Consider the following 17217-nt stretch of genomic DNA (forward strand, 5'->3'; position numbering starts at 1 on the left):
CGTCCGGAACTGATATACGCCACCAGGATCTGACCGGGTGGGCCGCCTACCGGGTGATCGTAGGGCGTGAGGTTCACACGGGGCGCGCGGAACGTGGCTCGTGATCTCCAAGACGCCGCTCGGCACCCTGCCCGCCAGAAGCCGAGCATTAGCGCACGGACAGGCCGCCCCCCTTTCAGCGAGCCGCCCCCGCAGCAGCCCGTCGGCGGCGATCGGCCACGGTTCCGTGAGGCGCTCCAGCGCGCCGAGCACTCCGTGTTCACCCGCTCTGCGCCGAAATCCGTGCAGGCACGGAAATTCCTCTACACGCGCGCCAAGAGCTCAACGAAGGCCGTGGCGGAGCTCCTGGGCGTCCGCAGCGCACCGTCCAGCACTACCCCGCCAGGGCGCCTCCTCCACGCCCCACAAGCGCCTCCAGGCCACCCTGGAGACCGAGACCGTCCAGGAGTGGCAACCGCAGGTTCGTGCGCAGGCCAGAGCGCATGCGGCCACAATGGGCGGCCTGCTGATCGAGACCCGCGCCGTGTTCGGATTCAGCGGGCCGTACGGCAGCTGCGATAGCGGCCGCACACGCCAGATCACCGCCCGCGCCTCGGCCACGGCGACCTCTCGCATCCTGGCCGCCCAGGCCGACGGAGCGACGGATGAAGAGCTGCATCCCCTGATGGCACAGGCCCTCGCAGAGTCCTATTTCCGGGGCGGAGCCAGCGTCAAATTCGAGGATGTCGACTACATAGATTTCGGGTTCAACACCTCCTGACCCGCCCCCAGGTGTAAAAAGCGGCGGGCCGCGCGCTGGTATTCCAGCGCGCGGCCCGCCCCAATCCCGAAAACGAAACGCGAGGCCCGATGACCACCATCCCGCCCCGTCGGCGCTCCCGGTTCGCCCCATCCCCACCGGCAGCCGGCCGGCTGCCAGTCGACCGAGCTCAGATCGGCCGGAGCTCGGTACGCCGCCGCACCACCGGCATGACACATGCCGAGGCCGAAGCCGCGCTCGAGGACGCCCTGCTGCAGCAACACCTGGACCGCGACCGCGAGGACCTGGGCGATGACGAACGCGGCCCGGCCGAAGTCGGCGAGTGGGAGCGCATCGCGCAGCTGCTTGCCACCACCGGCGGCGTCTACGACCCCGGGGCCGACGCCCTCGTCCAGGACGAGCTGGACGCCGACCGTCGGGCCGAGGAAGCCAAGCAGCAGCGCCTCCAGAAGCAGCAGTTCGCCGCCCGCGCCGACGAACTCGCCGCGCTCGCCCGAGCCGGCCGACTCGACCGGACCGTGGCCAGCCGACCGTGAGACGAGGGCACCCGCGACGCCCTGGTCCACCGAGGCGACTACCACCCGGTGGTCGACGGCTGGCTGGCGCAGGCCCTCGCCAACCGCTCCGGCCACTACGCCGACCCGACCACGCGCACGGCCGCCGTCGACTCGCTGCCCGCGGCGGTGCGGGCCCACGCCGCGCTGCTCGCCTCACTCGCCCGCACCGGCACCGGCGCCTCGGCCGCCGACAGCGAGCTGGAGTTCGCCGGCCATCTTGCCCAGGCCGACCCGGACGCCACCGCCGCGCTCGCCTCCTGGCTGGAGCGCGCCCGGTCGGGGGCCGAGTTAGGGCCTCGCGAGCCGCGGGAGGCTGCGGGTATGCCGGAGAACAGGGTGAGCGATGCTCCGTGTCTACTTCAGATCGCCGCTCAGGACACGATCGAGCGCTGCCCGGCCTGCGGGTCCCCACGTCGGCTTGCCACCGGGAAGGCCCCGGTCTCCGTTCCGGCCCATCAGCATGAGGAACAGGCTTTTCAGAGCAGCCAGTCCGCGGGCGCGCTGGATCGTCGCCTCGTCCGCATGCGCGTAGACGTCGAAGAACCGTGAGGCGGCGCCCGCGGGAAGGACTATCCATGCGGCCGCGAGGTCCCATGCCGGATCGCCGGCGAACATGTCACCGAAGTCGATCACACCGGAGAGCGTCCCGTCCGAGACGACGACATTTGCGGGATGAAGGTCACCGTGCACCCACACCGGCGGGCCCTCCCACTCGGGGGCCGCAACGGCGTCATCCCAGACGGCCCGGACCTCGTCGGCAATGCTGCCAGGGACAACGGCTTGAAAGAAGTGGTCGAAGCCGTCCGTGCACTTCTTGGGGTGAGCACCGCGGTCCGAACCGGTCGGCGCCTCGGCGGGCGCCTCCACATGGAGCGCCCTGAGGAAGCCCGCCAGCGTTTCGGCCGCGTGGTCGCCGCGGCTGATCGAGGTGCAGTCCAGCGGCTCGCCGGAAACCCACGTCATGATGGTCCAGGGCTTCGGGAAGCGCGCGGACGGTTCACCGATCCGCACAGGGTTCGGGACCGGGAGCGGCAGGCGCGGGGCCAGGACGGGCAGCCATCGCCACTCCTTGCGCTGGAGATCCGGGGCACGTTCTGTACGCGGCATCCGCACAGCCAGCTCGTCCCCGAGGCGCCACTGCTGGTTGTCCCATCCTCCCGCGACTTCGCGGATTGGCAGCTCCGCAAGGTCTGGATGCTGCTCCTGCAGCAGGTCGTGGACCAGGTCCGCAGTGATCTCGATCTCGGAGTCGGTCATGCGAAGCCACAGTACCGGGGCAGGCGGAGCGGCTCTCGCTCTCGTCGAAGTGGTCCGGATCGCAGTCGCCGAGAGCAGGATCCCCCACGGCCTCCCCGGACAGCCACTCAACCTTCGCTGAGGAAACCCAGCGGCCGCCAATCTTCGCTGACACCGCTCAACCTTCGCTGCGAAAGGTCAGGAACCCCCTCCAGGGCCGTTTGCGCGTGACAGGCGCGCCAGCGTGACACCCCTCCTGCTCCCCGGTCCCCGGGCTGGGCGACACCGTCACCGGCGACCCAGGACCCAGCCAGCTGGGTCCTGGGTCGCCCATTTTCCCTGGCAGAGCACTCCAGGACCCAGCTGGGTCCTGGGTCCAGCCCCCTCGGTTTGTCCGCACCCGGCTCCTGGGCCCCGCCGCGGCGATACCGTGGTGGCACACGCCACATGACAGCCCAGGAGCCCCGGATGAGCCAGCAGCCGGCCACCGCGCCCGTGCCCGACCGTCAGCCCCTCGACGAGCACGCCGCCGAGTCCGTCCGCGCGTACGCGGCGGACCAGCGCGCGCGGGTCGATGTCCTCGCCTCGGTGCTGGAGGACATCGCCGCCAACGGCTACCCCTCGCCCGAGTCCGGCGTGCCGTGGGAAACCGCCAGGGACGCCCACCTCGCCCGCCTTGCGGACGAGCAGCCGCGTGTCGCCTGACCACGGCGCGCGCCGCTCGCGCGTCGTCATGGTGGAGCCCGGGCTCATCCAGCTGGCGAAGCTCACCGCGAGCGAGACGCACCGCCTGGACCGCGCCATCGTCGCGATCAGCGTCAACCCGGAGTTGGGCACCGAGGTGCCCGGCACCCTGCTGCGCGACTACGCGGACGAGATTGACGGGGTGCGGGTGATCTACTACGTGACCGCCCTGCGCACGATCACGATCGTGGCGTACGTCGAAGCCTGAGAAGAGCAGTGCCCCGGATCTGTGTGGGTCCGGGGCACTGCTGTGTCTGCTGCAGGTGCAGCGAGGGGGGGAAGGGTTGGTGGGTGGTGCTGTTCGGCGGCTGAGTGCGGGTTGTTGGGATGCTGGAGAGCGATGACACGCGAAGGCCGGCCCCAGGCATCACACAAGTGCTGCTCGGGTAGCGGGCGCCGGCGGGACTGAGCGGTGCCCGGCTGACGCTCGTTGCCTTCGTCAGGGCGCCGTATGACCCACTCTGTGCGGCGTGCTCACGCGTGCGGCGTCCCGAACTCCCTCCAGCCGCTCCAGCAGCACGGAGGTGCCACTCAGGGTTGTGGAGAGGTCGTCCGCGGACGCGTCGCCGGCGCGCAGCTGCGCCAGGCCGTGCAGCACAGTCCCGAGCAACGTGGCCTACTGCTCGGCGTCGCTGCTGAGTACGGCGGCGGTGAGGGGGACCAAGACCTGGACCTGGCCGAACGCCGCTGCCCGGTGAAGTCCAAGGGCGCCCAGCCCCAGGTCCGCCGCCGCGGCGCTGCCCGCTCCGACTACGTGCTGGAGAAGGTGTTCTGGACGCGGACACTGCCCGGCTGCTGCCGCGCCTGCTCAAAGGCCGCACCCGCGGGCCGGTGTTCGTCACCCATCGCCGCCCCGGACCCGGCAAGGTCGTCAGGCCGCGCGACGTCTGCCCGGACACCGGCCTAGCCCGGCTCTCCTACGGCCCGGCCCGAGCGCTGCTCGACCAGCACACCGCACACGCCGGGCCGGGCACCGGCTGGGACCTGCATGAGTACCGGCACTCCGGGTTGACCCACCTCGGCGAGCAGGGCGCCTCCGGATTGATGCTGCTGGCTAAGTCCCGACACAAGAAAGCGGAGAACGTCCGCCGGTACTTCAAGCCCTCGACAGAGGCCATCGCCGAGGTCACCAGCCTGCTCGCCCCTGGGAAGCAGTTCGCAGCCTTCTCCGCGAGCTCGTGCCCCTAGCGGTGAATCCGCCGGGGCAGGATGCATCTGGGCCACAGCGACCGAACCAGAAGTCAGCGACCGACGCTGGCTCCGTCGCTTCTTCAGTCGCTCGGAAAAATCGCAGCTCAACAGAGCTCTGTCTCGCAATCAGCGACTGAAGCGACTGAAGGTTGGTATCTATGACGCGCACGCGCGCCCGGGAATGTCTTCATAGTTCAAAACTTGAGTCGCTTCAGTCGCTGACTGGGGAGCACCCCCGCGATGACCTGGACTTTTGTCAGTACTGGTGGGCAGCGACCGAAGGATTCAGGGTCGCTGCCCACCAGTACTGACCGGCATCTTCTCCACTCGCAGCGACTGAAGCTCCGCTCGCGTGGCAACGGTGGACCAAGTGGCTCCGCCGCCATGTCCGAAGGAGTGCAATGAGTGTGTAACAGCGACTGAAGCGACTGAGGTCCCGAAGTGGCCTGTGGCAGCGTAGGCCACGAAGAACCAACGACTCCTGCTGCTCAGTCGCTTCAGTCGCTCCCCTCGTCAAGAGCAACTCGACGAGCGGCTTCGGGAGGATGAGCGCGCCACGCCGCTTCCTTGGAGTTGATAGGTAGATCTATTCGCTACTCTGTGGTCGACCTAATTCAAGACTTCAGTCGCTTCAGTCGCTGGCCCTATCGCAGATAGCATCTGACCTGCGACTTTGTGCCAGCGACCGAAAAACCAGACCACCAGAGCAGCCAGAGCACAGAAGGCCGATCATCACTCCCACGCCCAATCCGGACATGCTTGCCGTCGCCCAGTGGTGTGCGACGGCAGGTTGGCCTGTGCATCCCCTCACCCCCGGGCGTAAGACCCCGGTCGGCAACTGCCGGGCGTGTACAGAGAAAGGGCATAGTCACCTCAACTGTCCCTGCATCGGTGCCGGACGCTGGTGTCACGGTTTCCATGCGGCAACGACTGACCCGGACCGGATCCGGAAGCGGTGGTCGGGCCGCCCTGCTCCCGGTGTCGGTGTTGCCTGCGGCGCCGCAGGGTTGATCGTCCTCGACATCGACGCTCATGCTCATCCACGTCCCAGCAGGGACCGGATTCTTCCGGGCATCCCCATCCACGACCATGTCGATCTGGCGGGGCTTCGAAGCGGCTTCCACACCCTGGCGGTTCTCGCCGCTCTGCGCGGCGCCCCGGACCCGGCCGAGGATGAGCAGACCCTGCGTGTCCGTACCCCGTCGGGAGGCCTGCACGTGTGGTACCTGGCCGGAGTCGGCCGCACATGGCTGTGCAGCAGCGGAAGCAGCCCGAGCAGAGCCCTGGCGTGGCAAGTTGATATCCGCAGTACTGGCGGATACATCGTCGCGCCCGGCACCATCACCGATGGCACCTATACCCCCGTCGGTTCCTGCCGCACACCAGCGCCCCTGCCTGACTGGTTGGCTCAAGAACTCACCCGCACCGGTCACCTCAACGAGGAGACCCCCGCCACCCGGGCCGTCCCCGTGCGTAGAACACCGTCCCGCGCACGCCAGGCCGTCGCGGCGGCCGGGGGCGGCCGCGATGCCGCAACCCGCGCTTTGGAGACCGTGTTGGCTGAAGTTGCCGCCTGCGCGACAGCGACTGAAGGGACCGGATTCTCCGACAAGCTCAATCGCGCTGCCTACACCGCCGGCGGCCTGGTCGCCGCTGGCCACCTCACCCACACCAGCGCGGAAGAAGCACTCCTGGCAGTAGCCGAACACGCCAGGCCCGGCCAGCACGGGCGGGCACTTCCCATCATCCGCAGCGGCCTGAACGCCGGTGCCCGACGCCCCCTCTTCCCGGGAGGCCGCCCGTGAACCCCGCAGCCTTCGACCCGGCCGAGGTCGCGCGACAAATCCTCGCCCAACCCCCCACCCCCGTGCCGGCCCAAACCACCGCCGCGGTCCGAGCCGACCGCGTGCCGTTTCGCACCACGGATACCGGGATCCTTCCGGACTCCCTGACCGACCGCGGCATGGCCAAGTCGTTCGCCCACCTCTACGCGGCGGACTACCGGCACGTCAACGGCCTCGGTTGGTACAAGTGGGCCGACTACCGCTGGGAGCCCGACGAGCACGAAACCGTCGTCTGGGCGGCCGGAGACATGGCCGAGTCGCTCGCCCACACCGACCCAACCGGCCTGCACACCGACGCCGAACTGCGGCGCGAACGCCGCCGCGCGATGTCCACCTCCGGCATCAAATCCATGCTGCAGCAGGCCCGCTCGGCTCATGGCATGCTCCTGGACGCCTCCCGCCTCGATGCCGACCCCTACGTGCTGTGCACACCCGGCGGCGTCGTCGACCTGCGCACCGGTCTCATCCATACTCCCGACCCGCACACCGACTTCCACTCCCGCTCCACCTCCACCGCTCCCCAGACGATGCCCACCCCGCGCTGGGACCGGTTCCTGTCCGACACCTTCGGCGACGATGCCGAAGGCCGGGAGATGATCCGCTTCCTGCACCTCCTGCTGGGCTACTCCATCACCGGCGACGTCGGCGCGCAGATCCTGGCCTTCCTCTACGGCCTGGGCAAGAACGGCAAGAGCGTCCTGCTCGATGTGATCGTCAAGTTGCTCGGCGACTACGCCGACGCCGCCCCGCCAGGCTTCCTCATGGCCAAGCAGTTCGAAGGCCACCCCACCGACCTGGCCGAACTCCACGGCCGCCGCGTCATCGTCTGCTCCGAACTCAAGGCCGGCGACCGCTTCGATGAATCCCGGGTCAAACTCCTGACCGGCGGCGACATCATCAAAGCCCGCCGCATGCGCCAGGACTTCTTCTCCTTCGTCCCCACGCACAAGCTGTTCCTGCTGGGCAACCACCGGCCCGAGGTAGGCACCGGCGGCTTCGCCTTCTGGCGCCGCATGCGCCTGGTCCCCTTCGAACGCGTCGTCCCCGACGCCCGCAAGGTTGACAACCTCGCCGACATCCTCGTCCGCGAAGAAGGCCCCGGCATCCTTACCTGGCTCGTCGACGGCGCACGCCGCTACCTCACCGGCGAAAAAGACCTCACCGGCCCCGAACGCGTCCGCCTGGCCACCACCGCCTACGCCGAGACCGAAGACCATATGGGCAGATTCCTCACCGAATGCTGCAAGACCGACGCCGGACTGCGCGCCGAGCAAAAGCACCTCTACCTCGCCTACACCCGCTGGTGTGAAAGCGAAGGCGCCACCCCCGTCTCCTCACGCGCCTTCGCCGGCCGCGTCCGCGAAACCCTCGGCCTGCGCTCGCCCAAGGAGATGGCCACCTCCAACTCCAAGAAGTACTACCCAGGCATCGGCCTCATCGCCGACATCACCGAGGAGAACGCGTGAGCGCCCTGATCGACCCCGAGGACCTCACGCACGAAACCGACCTCGTGTGGCTCGAGGACACCACCGACCTCGACTACGTCCGCCAGTCCCTCGACCGCGTCTCCAGCCGCAAACGCCAACCCCCCTACCACCGCGACGGCCGCCTCATCGGCTACGCCATCCTCGGCCCCACCGCCAAAGCCTCCCGCGCCTCCGGAACCTTCCTGCGCCGCGTCTTCTGGCTCGCCCCCCACGACCGCGACCAGCAACCCGACGGCCTCTATGCCACCGGCGCCCCCTCCGAAGCTGTCGACCCCCGCACCCTCGCCCCCTGTGCCAAGGGCTACAAGACTGAACGCTCCGAGGGCGGCCCCGCATCCGATGCCATGCGCGAGATGGGCATAACGCTGCCCAAAAACTGAAAACCTGACAGAGTCCTGCAACCGTCAACGTAATACCGAAGCTGAGTCCCTTCAGCCCCTGAAGCATCAAGATCGGCATGCTGACCTGCATCTTTGGCCGATCCCATTTAGGGACTCCAGAGTCGAACCGACCAGGTCGGGCGAGATGGGGATGAAGGAACAGGACAGCCAGACGGGCCGCCTGCCGGTACACGCTGGCGCTGCCCCCCCCGGAGACCACCGCACGGTCAGCTGAGCTGCGGGCCGCCCTCGACGGCATCCGCAACATCCGCCGCTTCACCAACCTCGGATACGACTAGGGTGGGCGCCCCGCCGAGTGGGAGCGACGCGGGTTGCTGCGCACGGTGAGCACGCTGCTGGAAGCCGAAGGCATACCCCCTCAACCGCTGGTGACGACGGCGAGCCGGTGCGGGTCGGCTGGCATCGTGGTCGCCGCGTGGGACTGCGCCCCGATCGGCGGCGATGACGTCGCGCCCGACCGGCCGGAGACCGCCCGCCGGTGACCACCGGCCGCACCACGCCAGCGCCCCGGCTCACCGCCGGGGCGCTGCGCCTCGTCGAGGCCAGCACCCCCTAGCCCAGATCCGTGGACCTCAGCGACTACGCGCGGCAGATGACCGCCCACTGTCCCTACCTCGCCCCCTCCCTTCAGCGGGGCCTGACGACCTGGACGGTTTACCGCGCCGCCGGCGGTGCCGAAGCCGTTCAGGCGGAGCTCTTCCATGCGGGCGTCCAGGCCGCGGAGTGGCTGCGGCCTTTGCTGAACCGGCCGCACGGCATCCTGCGGTGCGAGAACATCGTCCTGCTGGGCGAGGTGCCCGGCGCCCGGCACCGTGACCTTCTGGCCTGGCCGCACTGGGTGCTGAAGAACCTCTACGGACCGGTCGGGGTGATGTTCGGCAAGTTCTACGCGGGAGCAGAGGAGACCACTGCGGCCGGACGCCGGATCCCTGCCGCTCCCGCCTCGTTCCTCCCCGTGAGGGCCGCCGTCCGACTCCGCGACCCGCAGTTCCTGCGCGCGTCCCCGGACCTGGCGGCCGCGCTCGCCGCGGCCGACGACGACGGTCGCGACGTGTTCGAGCACATCCCCACCGAGTGGAAGGAGATCCGCACATGGGCCAGGCACCTGCTCCCCCCAGCGAAGCCGTCGACCTGCTCACCGGACAGATCGGCGAGCCCACCCACACGCAGCTCCTGAGCGACCGGCGCGGCTCCCGGGCCTGGAAGGTCCAAGGCCCCAGGGGAGCCGTCGCGTTGAAGGCGAACAACCCCGACGGTGACGACGCCCGTGACAAGACCGCCGAGATGGCCCAGGAGGACGACCACCTCCTTCGCCTCACCGCCGCCGGCGCGATCAGCCCTGACTACCGGGTGAGCGCGGGGACATGGGAGGGTGGCTGGTGGCTGGCCGTGCGCTGGATCGACGGTGTTCCCCTGTGGCGGGCCCTCGCCCTCGCCCGCGGCCCCGAAGGAGACCGCGCCGCGGTCCGCCCCTGGCTCGCGGGCATCGCCCGCACGTGGACCGAACACCTCGCCCGCATGCACGCCGCCGGCTGGGCCCACGCCGACGTCCAGCCCACCAACACCCCCATCACCGAAGACGGCTGCGCCGCGGTCATCGACTACGCCCTCGCCTGCGGCCCCGACGGCCCGCCGCGCCTGCCGTACCGGGGAGCGCTCACCCACACCACCGCCCCCGAGGTCGCCACCGCAGTCCTCTCCACCCCCGTCGGCACCCACATCCAGGCGCAGCCGGCCGCGGACATCTGGAGCCTGGGCGCCTCCCTGTTCTGGTGCTGGACCGGCCACCGCCCCGTCGCCTACGACGACGGCCTCGACCGGCTGGAGAAGCTGGCCGTCATCGCCAAGGGCACCACCACCGCGCTGCGCGACGTCCGGCCGTGGCCGTGCCCTGAGTTCGAGGACGCCATCACCGGGTGCTTGGCTCCCGATCCCGCTGACCGGCCCACCGCGAAGGAGCTGACCGCCGCATGGTGACCCTGCGCACCCTGGCCCTCGAGGACGCACCAGCCCTCGCCCGCATCTACAGCGGCGCCTCCATCCAGCACACCACCGGCAAGCCCCTCACCCTCGACCAGGCCCACGAGAAGATCCGCACCGCCCTCGCCAGAGCCACCGAGACCCCGCGCGCACAGTGGAGCTGGGGCATCGTCACTACCGACGAGATGATCGGCCTGATCTCCCTGCGGCGACGAACCCCGTCCATGGGCAGCCTCAGCTACATCCTCCGTGAGGACACCTGGGGTAACGGCTACGCCACCGAAGCCGCCAGGCACGTCGTCCAGTTCGCCTTCACCACCGCCGGCCTGGAGCGCCTAGAGGCCATGCACCACCCCGCCAACCCGGCCTCCGGCCGCGTCCTGACCAAAGCCGGCTTCACCCGTACCGGTACATCCGACAGGTGCGTCGAGGACGGACCCGCTGTGCCGTACCAGGTGTACGCCTTGCAGAGCCTCGTACCGCACGGACAAGGATGAGAGCGGGAACGACGAAGCCTCCGAGGTCGGCCGGCCCCGGAGGCTTCCCGACTCAACGCAGCGCACCCGACGTCACGCGGGCGGCGGCTGCGGCACTTCCAGAGCGCCGGCGACCTTCCGCGCCATGGTCGCCATCTGCGGCGACAGGTAGCTGTCCAGGGAGTCGACGTCGTCGCACAGCCGGGCCTTGAGCCCGTGCAGGAACGTGTCGGTGAGCAGTCTTTCCGGGGCGTCCTCGGGGTGCTGTGCGGCTCTGGCTCCAAGCAGCCCCTGGGGAAAATCCGCTGAACGGGCTGTGCCCGCGGGCGTCGGCTCGTCGAGAAGGCTGGCGAGGTGTGCACGGTCTTCGCTAGCTGCCAGGGAGCAGTAGTGAAAACCTTGTTGACCTGTCGTTAGTGATGGCCTTAGGATGCCCTGATGGCTTCTGAGGCGTTGTTCGTGATGATTCATGTGGGGCAGAAGGTCGGGCACCAGCGGAACCTGGAGCACGGGATGGTGACGCGTTCCTGGGGTTTTCCGAGGAAGCCGGACTGGTACGGACGGCGGGAGCCGGACTTCGCGGTGCTGGTGACCGGGGCGGCGCCGCGGGTGCAGCCGGGGGAGTGGGAAGCGAAGTTTGTGCGGATGGTGCTGTGCAAGGTGCAGGTCGGTGTGTACGAGGGCACCGCGCCGCACTGGCCGGACGAGGTCGCCGAGGAGCGGGTCATCTACCCCTACCGGCTGGGCTTGGAGCCGCTGGCCGTGCTCGACGATGTGCCGCTGGGGCCGGACGGTCCGCTTAGCGCGGAGGCGTCGCAGGCGGCGCGCCGGTCGGGGACCCAGCAGGGGGTGGGGTACCTGGTGGCAATGGACCCGCAGCCGTTGTTCGACGCGGCCGGCATCGAGGCCGACTGGTCCGCGGACCATGACGTCGCGCTCGCCGCGACGCCGGGGGTCACGCTGGAGCAGTTGGAGGGCCCCAACAGCCCCCGGCGCGGGCGGCGGGGCGCGGGGCGGCAGATGGACCCGGAAAAGCGCAAGGCGGTCGAGCTGTACGCAGAGGAGAAGGCCGTCACCCACTACCAGGATCCGGAGCGGGGCTGGACGGCGCACAAGGTCGGCAAGCCCTACGACCTGCGCCTGGAGCGGGAAGGGCTGGAGCGGCGGGTGGAGGTCAAGGGCACCACCGGCGCCCCCACCAGCGTGGAGCTGACCGTGAACGAGGTCTTCCACGCCCGCGATACCCGCCACACCGTCGACCTGTTCATCGTCAGCGACATAAAGGTCACCAAGACGGACGGCGCGTACCACTGCAGCGGCGGCGACGTCCTGCTGCTGGAGGACTGGCAGCCGGCCGAGGAAGACCTGCGCCCCACCCGCTACCAGTATCTCGTCCCCCAACCCCCCGCCGCCCCCCAGCCATAACCCCGGGCCCGGCTCGCCCGATCTGGCCCCTGCACCCAGGGGCGCGCCTGTACGACATCCACGCGGCGGCATACACGGGTGCGGACGGGCCCCTCCGGAGCCAGGCGGAGGACAACCCCCTACGGGCCGGTCCGCGTGCCCAGCAACGCCGCCCGACCACCACCGGGCCGCACTCACCCCGCGCGGGGCCACCCGCGCTGCTTCATGACACGCATCCGACCGAGGAGACGACGATGCCGTTACTGCGCATGCCCGTGCACGAGTTCATCGACCGCTGTCAACAAGACACGGTGGCCGATGAACTGGCCGAGTGTCACCGGCAGGCGCGACTGGGCCGGCTGGAGGACGGGGAGATACGGTCCTGGCGCAACAGCCTGCCCGCCCTGGCCCGCGTGCTGGACGAAGCCGGACTGCAGCATGTTGAGGTATTGATCGAGTACCAGCTGGCCCTGTCCAGCCTGCGGGCCGACGTGGTGCTGGCCGGCTGGCACCCCCACACGTCCCAGCCGTCCTACGTCATCGTTGAGCTCAAGCAGTGGACCCACGCCCGGGCCCTGCCCGACACCGAGGACCTCTGCCTGCCAGGGATCGGCAACAACAACCGGGCCTTCTTGCATCCGGTCGCCCAGGTACGGCGCTACTGCCAGTACCTGCAGGACTTCACCACCGTGCTGGACGCGGAACCCGACGCGGTGGCCGGCGTGGCCTACCTCCACAACGCCGACAGCACCGGCGTGGCCGACCTGCTCGCCCTTGAACCCGACCACCACGGGCGCCTGTTCACGCGCAGCACCCGCGCTCAGCTGATCACCTATCTGCAGTCGCGCCTCTCACCCGCTCACGGCACCGTAGCCGCCGACGAACTCCTCGACAGCCCCCTGGCACCCAGCCGTCCCCTGCTGCGCGCGACCGCGGAAGAGATCCTGCATGCTGACCGGTTCGTCCTGCTCGACCAACAGCAGGTCGCTGTCTCCCTGGTCCGTCGCGCGGTGAAGAAGGCCCGCGAAGCGGACAGCAAGGAAGTCCTCATCGTCACCGGCGGCCCCGGCTCCGGTAAAAGCGTCATCGCCCTGCACCTTATGCGCCACCTCGCCCACGACCGCCACACCGTGGTCCACGCCACCGGATCCAAGTCCTTCACCCGCACCCTCCACCACGCCGTCGGTACCTACAACCCCCGCGTCCGCAAGATCTTCAGCTACTTCATGAACTTCGCCGACGCCCCCAAGAACGGACTGGACGCGCTGATCTGCGACGAGGCCCACCGCATCCGCGCCCACTCCGTCCGCCACCGCGGGGTACGCCAGATCGACGAACTCCTCAATGCCGCCCGCGTCCCTGTCTTCCTGCTGGACGACCACCAAGTCGTACGCCCCGGCGAGATGGGCAGCCGCAATGCGATCGACCAGGCCGCCGCCGCCCGAGGCCTGCGCCCACGCCACATCGACCTCAACGGCCAGTTCCGCAACGGCGGCAGCCGGGCCTACGAACAGTGGGTTCTGCGCCTGTTGCAGCTCACCGACGAGCCCGCCACCGAGTGGGCCGACGAGCCGACCTTCCACGTCCGAGTGGTCGACTCTCCCCAGCAGATGGAAGATCTCCTGCAGGCCAAGGAGGCGCAGCACCTCACCGCCCGCATCACGGCCGGCTTCTGCTGGCGATGGAGCGACCCGCGCCGCGGCCGTCTGGTCGACGACATCGTGATCGGCTCCTGGCGCAAGCCGTGGAACCTGCGCGGTGAGTCCCGCCTCGACGGCGTCCCCCCGTCCTGGCTGTGGGCCACCGACCCCGACGGTTTCGGTCAGGTCGGCTGCATTTATACCGCCCAGGGCTTCGAGTACGACTGGAACGGCGTCATCCTCGGAGACGACCTCGTCTGGCGGCAGGACCGCTGGCTCCCCAACCCTCAAGCCAGCAGGGACCCCGCGCTCAGCGGCACCGACCCCGCCACCTTCCTCCGCCTGGTCCGCAACACCTACAAAGTCCTCCTCACCCGTGGCATGTCCGGAACCCTCCTCTACTCCACCGACCCCGAAACCCAGGCACGACTGCGCCAACTGGTTCCCGCACCGACTGCGACAGAGCCCGACCCGACGGCGCCGGTCCAGCAGCCCACCTGAACCACAGCCTCACCTGTGAGCGGGCACTCAGGTGGCATCGGCCGCCACGTCAGCCGCATTCTGTTGCCGGATGCTTGGTCATGCGTGTGAAGGCCGGCCTGCTCCGCTGCCACATAGTCGACGACAGCCCGCGGCTGGCCTCACTTCAGCGCTCCGGCCCGCCCGCGGCCTCCGATGGCGCCCCGTCGGCTGCCCAAACTGGGGCCAGCTCCCCCGAGGAGGAAGGCTCCGGCGTCGACTTCTGAGCCCGCACCACCCCTGCGCCCCCGGCTTCGGCCGGGGGCTTTGTCGTGTCTGGCGTTCCGCAGCCGGAAATTCCCCCGCTCGGCCAGCGGGGGAATTCGCGCTCCGGCATCCGAAATCCCGCAGGACGCGCGTCACCTTCACCGGCACCCACCGCATTTGCGCCGCTAACCCGCGGCCCCTGCATGGTGCTGCTCGCCACTGCACGTAGCGCCGCTGGGCCCTGCGGTCCACTGCTCGCGAATTCTGCTTAACCCGCGCTCTGACGTGGGGGTTTGGCGGATTCGCGGAAACTGGATCCGGGGGAGCCAGCGCCGGATGGTGGCACCCGATCGCGCCAAAGCGGCGCGGCCCCGGTGCACAGCGCACCCCGACCGAGAGAGACACAACGATGACGATGATCCCGACAGGCCATCAGGCGCCCGCACCGACCACCCTGGTCTGCCCGCCGACACTCGCACCGGTACCGGCGCCGTTCGCGCCGCCTTCCCTTCAGCCGCCCGTAGGTGGGCCGCCGCCCGCGGACCGGGTGACTGCCTACGCAGTTGCCTACGGAGGCTCTGCAACGGCGTACGCGGTCGCTTCGCTGCCCGCGGTCGAGCCGGTGACCCTGCAGGCGGCCCCGCGGCGCTCCTGGCGTACGGCGGCCCTAGTGGTGGCGGCCCTGGCTGTGACGGCGGTGGGCTGCGGAGTGCTGGCGGTGGACTACCCGTCGCTGGTGCGGGTGTGGCAAGTGGCCAGCTACGTCTCCACCGTTGCCGGCGCAGCCGCCGCATTGGTGACGCTGGTCGGCTGGCGGAAGGGTGCCGGAACTCGGCAGTAGCTGTTGAGCCCGCCGTGAGCTGGCTGATGCCTGCTCACGCGGGTGGCAACGCCGGCCTCGCCCGGGCCTGTTCTGCCCGGTCCTGGCCACCTTCGGAATCCGGCTGCGGGTGCCGCCACTGCTCACGGCTTGAGGACGTCGAGAACTTCCCGGAGGGGGAGCCCGGCACAGCATGCGACAAGGCCGACGACGAGGAACACGCCGGCAGTGTACGCGGCGCCGTTGCTGAAGTGGATCCCGAGTCGGCACATGGTGCGCCATGTGCTGGCCCGGATCCGGGCCTTGAACACGCGGAGGCGTTGTATCAGCCGGTGCTGGCGGCTGGGGGGCTGCGCGGGCGGGGGAGTGGGATCGGTGCTGTGGGACATGAGGGTGTCCTTCGGCGCGGAGTGAGGTATGGCGGGATCGGACAGCTCGGTGGCTGTCGTCCGCGGGTGGTCGCCGCGCGGTCGGCTGTCGGCTCGGCCTTCGGCCGGAGCACGTCCCTCGTTCGGGCCTGTAGGCCCGTGCCGGGGTGGCGCTACCACGCTAGCGGCAATGGGCTTGGACGTTGCCCCTGTATGGCTGTGACGGCACATCAGAGATCGGTGGCCGGGACCCTGACCGCAGGCGCTGGCCGGAGTCGTCCGACTGGAACGACGACGGGGATCCGACCACCTGCAGGGGAGCGCCTGCGCCAGTTGTTGAACGACGACATCGACGGCGTCGAACTGGAGAACGCTCCAGCCGCCGTCTCGTCGGCACGGCCCAACTCCGGGTGGGGCGGTGGCACCCGTACCCAACCCGTACAGGATGATCCGTGGGCCACCACGCCCACTCCGGCCCCGAGCATCCCGGGCACGGGCTACTCCGACGAACCGCCCTTCTGAGCGCGGGCATGTGCGGTGCGCCAACTGCTCGTGGTCGGCCGCTTCCCCCTGGCAGGGAAGCGGCGGAGTGTCTGTGGTGGCTCCCACCGCTCTCATCGGGCACTCTGTCGTCGGGCTGCGAGCCAGAGGGTCCAGGCGATGGACGGGAGGCTGCGCAGCGTGACCCGCATCAGAAAGGCCATACGCGTACGCAGGGGCCGCTCGCCGAGGTCGACCCACTCTGCCGTCCACTCTTCTGCCCAGCGCTCGCGGTCGTCCGCAGGCAAGATGTGGGCGAGCGCTTCGAACAGAGGCCGCCCCCGCCGTAGGCACCGGTCAGCGACGTTCTGCAGGCCAGCAGAAGCCTCGGACGGAGGTGGTGCTTCCTCCGGTGTAGGTTTCAGCTGGGCCCTTCTGATGCCTTGCGTGAAGTCGCGGAACAAGTTGGGGTCGGGACGTCCTTGCCCTGACAGTCCCTCCGCCCAGTAGAGCTGCTTATGGCCGCGGGAACTGAGCCTGTCGCTCATTCTTTGAGCTTCTTCACGAGTGGCGTACCTGCCGACTCGATACCGGTTGCCATTGTCGTCCTCGCGGATCACTAGCCAGGGGAGGACGGTTCCGCTGGTCTCGTTGCCGGCGCTGGGCACCTCAGCTCAACTCCCCAGACCATCGGCAGGGCGGAGACGTGCGGAGGTGGCGCCCCCTTGGTAGGAGCTGGCGAGAGCGAGTCGGGCGGACTCGGCACCGTTTGGGGCGAAGCGGTAGTAGCGGCGGCGGGGCCGGGGCGGATCGGTCTTCTCGATTTTGCTCTGGTCTTCCCAGAAGGACTCAAGCCAGCCTGTGTTCTCGAGGCGGGCAAGGATCGGGTGGATGGTGCCGGTGGGAAGGCCAGCTGCTTGGGAGAGCTCCAGACCGTAACGGGCCTGGGCAGGGCTCTCCAGCAGGGTCCGCAGCACCAGTTGCGTCTGGAGTGTCATGCGCGGCGTCTTTACCATGTCAGAACTCTAGTATGGGAGTTAGCTGCACGGCAGCAGAATGCGGCATCTGCCCGATGGAGATGCCGCATTCTGAATTGTCGATGC

19 protein-coding genes and 2 pseudogenes are annotated in these 17217 nt (G+C 69.4%); 16 read left to right on the forward strand and 5 right to left on the reverse strand.

Annotation, left to right across the window (positions count from 1 at the left end; all coding sequences use genetic code 11):
• Nucleotides 1–226 precede the first annotated feature (226 nt).
• Together tpg and AB0411_RS30625 are read left to right on the forward strand one after the other, a co-directional pair.
• Entirely contained in the window at nucleotides 227–760 is a 534-nt protein-coding gene (tpg, locus tag AB0411_RS38175; protein ID WP_437043914.1) for a telomere-protecting terminal protein Tpg, read from the forward strand.
• A 209-nt stretch (nucleotides 761–969) separates the two neighbouring features.
• Entirely contained in the window at nucleotides 970–1296 is a 327-nt protein-coding gene (locus AB0411_RS30625) for a hypothetical protein (protein WP_366420526.1), read from the forward strand.
• 375 nt (nucleotides 1297–1671) lie between these two features.
• Here the strand turns inward: AB0411_RS30625 and AB0411_RS30630 are convergent, their stop codons facing one another.
• Nucleotides 1672–2574 (reverse strand): aminoglycoside phosphotransferase family protein, encoded by a 903-nt coding sequence (locus tag AB0411_RS30630; protein WP_366420527.1) that lies wholly within the window; start codon nucleotides 2572–2574, stop codon nucleotides 1672–1674.
• A 447-nt stretch (nucleotides 2575–3021) separates the two neighbouring features.
• Between AB0411_RS30630 and AB0411_RS30635 the strand changes: the two genes are divergently transcribed.
• The 10 genes and pseudogenes from AB0411_RS30635 (at nucleotide 3022) to AB0411_RS30680 (ending at nucleotide 10697) form a co-directional block, all read left to right on the forward strand.
• A complete protein-coding gene (locus AB0411_RS30635; RefSeq protein ID WP_328743655.1) occupies nucleotides 3022–3258 on the forward strand; it encodes a hypothetical protein in 237 nt (78 codons plus the stop codon).
• Nucleotides 3248–3505, forward strand: coding sequence for a hypothetical protein (locus tag AB0411_RS30640; RefSeq protein WP_328743656.1), 258 nt, complete (start codon nucleotides 3248–3250; stop codon nucleotides 3503–3505). Before AB0411_RS30635 ends, AB0411_RS30640 begins: the two co-directional genes overlap by 11 nt.
• 441 nt (nucleotides 3506–3946) lie before the next feature.
• A pseudogene (locus AB0411_RS30645) lies at nucleotides 3947–4485 on the forward strand (site-specific integrase); the annotation flags it as partial.
• A gap of 758 nt (nucleotides 4486–5243) precedes the next feature.
• Nucleotides 5244–6293 carry a bifunctional DNA primase/polymerase gene (locus tag AB0411_RS30650; RefSeq protein WP_366420528.1) on the forward strand — a complete coding sequence of 350 codons (1050 nt, stop codon included), beginning with the start codon at nucleotides 5244–5246 and terminating at the stop codon, nucleotides 6291–6293.
• Nucleotides 6290–7798, forward strand: a complete 1509-nt coding sequence (locus tag AB0411_RS30655) for a DNA primase family protein (RefSeq protein ID WP_328743658.1) — start codon at nucleotides 6290–6292, stop codon at nucleotides 7796–7798. The genes AB0411_RS30650 and AB0411_RS30655 overlap by 4 nt, the downstream gene beginning before the upstream one ends.
• Nucleotides 7795–8199, forward strand: a complete 405-nt coding sequence (locus tag AB0411_RS30660; RefSeq protein ID WP_328743659.1) for a DUF6009 family protein — start codon at nucleotides 7795–7797, stop codon at nucleotides 8197–8199. Before AB0411_RS30655 ends, AB0411_RS30660 begins: the two co-directional genes overlap by 4 nt.
• Nucleotides 8200–8543: 344 nt before the next feature.
• Nucleotides 8544–8702 (forward strand): hypothetical protein, encoded by a 159-nt coding sequence (locus AB0411_RS30665; RefSeq protein ID WP_366420529.1) that lies wholly within the window; start codon nucleotides 8544–8546, stop codon nucleotides 8700–8702.
• Nucleotides 8703–8812: 110 nt separating this feature from the next.
• Nucleotides 8813–9397, forward strand: a complete 585-nt coding sequence (locus tag AB0411_RS30670; protein ID WP_366420540.1) for a DUF6875 domain-containing protein — start codon at nucleotides 8813–8815, stop codon at nucleotides 9395–9397.
• Nucleotides 9313–10197, forward strand: a complete 885-nt coding sequence (locus AB0411_RS30675; RefSeq protein ID WP_366420530.1) for a protein kinase domain-containing protein — start codon at nucleotides 9313–9315, stop codon at nucleotides 10195–10197. Before AB0411_RS30670 ends, AB0411_RS30675 begins: the two co-directional genes overlap by 85 nt.
• Nucleotides 10191–10697: a GNAT family N-acetyltransferase gene (locus AB0411_RS30680; RefSeq protein WP_366420531.1), complete on the forward strand. Its 507-nt coding sequence runs from the start codon at nucleotides 10191–10193 to the stop codon at nucleotides 10695–10697. The genes AB0411_RS30675 and AB0411_RS30680 overlap by 7 nt, the downstream gene beginning before the upstream one ends.
• A gap of 72 nt (nucleotides 10698–10769) precedes the next feature.
• On the opposite strand, the gene AB0411_RS30685 is transcribed toward AB0411_RS30680, so the two are convergent.
• Nucleotides 10770–11147 (reverse strand): hypothetical protein, encoded by a 378-nt coding sequence (locus tag AB0411_RS30685; protein ID WP_366420532.1) that lies wholly within the window; start codon nucleotides 11145–11147, stop codon nucleotides 10770–10772.
• Here AB0411_RS30685 and AB0411_RS30690 point away from each other — a divergent pair.
• The 3 genes from AB0411_RS30690 (at nucleotide 11115) to AB0411_RS30700 (ending at nucleotide 15287) form a co-directional block, all read left to right on the forward strand.
• The gene (locus AB0411_RS30690; protein WP_366420533.1) at nucleotides 11115–12101 is read left to right on the forward strand and encodes a protein NO VEIN domain-containing protein; all 987 of its coding nucleotides are present in this window, start codon (nucleotides 11115–11117) and stop codon (nucleotides 12099–12101) included. The two genes, AB0411_RS30685 and AB0411_RS30690, sit on opposite strands and share 33 nt — an antisense overlap.
• Nucleotides 12102–12334: 233 nt before the next feature.
• Complete coding sequence (locus AB0411_RS30695) at nucleotides 12335–14221, forward strand: DUF2075 domain-containing protein (RefSeq protein WP_366420534.1); 1887 nt, start codon at nucleotides 12335–12337, stop codon at nucleotides 14219–14221.
• A gap of 772 nt (nucleotides 14222–14993) precedes the next feature.
• Nucleotides 14994–15287: a hypothetical protein gene (locus AB0411_RS30700; protein WP_366420535.1), complete on the forward strand. Its 294-nt coding sequence runs from the start codon at nucleotides 14994–14996 to the stop codon at nucleotides 15285–15287.
• 122 nt (nucleotides 15288–15409) lie between these two features.
• On the opposite strand, the gene AB0411_RS30705 is transcribed toward AB0411_RS30700, so the two are convergent.
• Entirely contained in the window at nucleotides 15410–15655 is a 246-nt protein-coding gene (locus AB0411_RS30705) for a hypothetical protein (protein WP_366420536.1), read from the reverse strand.
• A gap of 312 nt (nucleotides 15656–15967) precedes the next feature.
• On the opposite strand from AB0411_RS30705, the gene AB0411_RS30710 reads away from it, so the two are divergent.
• Nucleotides 15968–16156, forward strand: coding sequence for a hypothetical protein (locus AB0411_RS30710; RefSeq protein ID WP_366420537.1), 189 nt, complete (start codon nucleotides 15968–15970; stop codon nucleotides 16154–16156).
• Nucleotides 16157–16590: 434 nt separating this feature from the next.
• Here the strand turns inward: AB0411_RS30710 and AB0411_RS30715 are convergent.
• Together AB0411_RS30715 and AB0411_RS30720 are read right to left on the reverse strand one after the other, a co-directional pair.
• Nucleotides 16591–16782, reverse strand: a pseudogene (locus AB0411_RS30715) (SPOR domain-containing protein); the annotation flags it as partial.
• A 6-nt stretch (nucleotides 16783–16788) separates the two neighbouring features.
• Nucleotides 16789–17130: a PadR family transcriptional regulator gene (locus tag AB0411_RS30720; RefSeq protein WP_366420538.1), complete on the reverse strand. Its 342-nt coding sequence runs from the start codon at nucleotides 17128–17130 to the stop codon at nucleotides 16789–16791.
• Between the last annotated feature and the right edge of the window lie 87 nt (nucleotides 17131–17217).

The organism is Streptomyces angustmyceticus (assembly GCF_040701845.1).
Classification (GTDB): Bacteria; Actinomycetota; Actinomycetes; order Streptomycetales; family Streptomycetaceae; genus Streptomyces; species Streptomyces angustmyceticus_A.

Coding starts and splice junctions, on each gene's coding strand:
- AB0411_RS30675 (WP_366420530.1), top strand. CDS start 9,313: ATGGGCCAGGCACCTGCTCCCCCCAGCGAAGCCGTCGACCTGCTCACC.
- AB0411_RS30685 (WP_366420532.1), bottom strand. CDS start 11,147: ATGAATCATCACGAACAACGCCTCAGAAGCCATCAGGGCATCCTAAGG.
- AB0411_RS30625 (WP_366420526.1), top strand. CDS start 970: ATGACACATGCCGAGGCCGAAGCCGCGCTCGAGGACGCCCTGCTGCAG.
- AB0411_RS30690 (WP_366420533.1), top strand. CDS start 11,115: ATGGCTTCTGAGGCGTTGTTCGTGATGATTCATGTGGGGCAGAAGGTC.
- AB0411_RS30680 (WP_366420531.1), top strand. CDS start 10,191: ATGGTGACCCTGCGCACCCTGGCCCTCGAGGACGCACCAGCCCTCGCC.
- AB0411_RS30695 (WP_366420534.1), top strand. CDS start 12,335: ATGCCGTTACTGCGCATGCCCGTGCACGAGTTCATCGACCGCTGTCAA.
- AB0411_RS30650 (WP_366420528.1), top strand. CDS start 5,244: ATGCTTGCCGTCGCCCAGTGGTGTGCGACGGCAGGTTGGCCTGTGCAT.
- AB0411_RS30720 (WP_366420538.1), bottom strand. CDS start 17,130: ATGGTAAAGACGCCGCGCATGACACTCCAGACGCAACTGGTGCTGCGG.
- AB0411_RS30630 (WP_366420527.1), bottom strand. CDS start 2,574: ATGACCGACTCCGAGATCGAGATCACTGCGGACCTGGTCCACGACCTG.
- AB0411_RS30635 (WP_328743655.1), top strand. CDS start 3,022: ATGAGCCAGCAGCCGGCCACCGCGCCCGTGCCCGACCGTCAGCCCCTC.
- AB0411_RS30670 (WP_366420540.1), top strand. CDS start 8,813: ATGACCGCCCACTGTCCCTACCTCGCCCCCTCCCTTCAGCGGGGCCTG.
- AB0411_RS30705 (WP_366420536.1), bottom strand. CDS start 15,655: ATGTCCCACAGCACCGATCCCACTCCCCCGCCCGCGCAGCCCCCCAGC.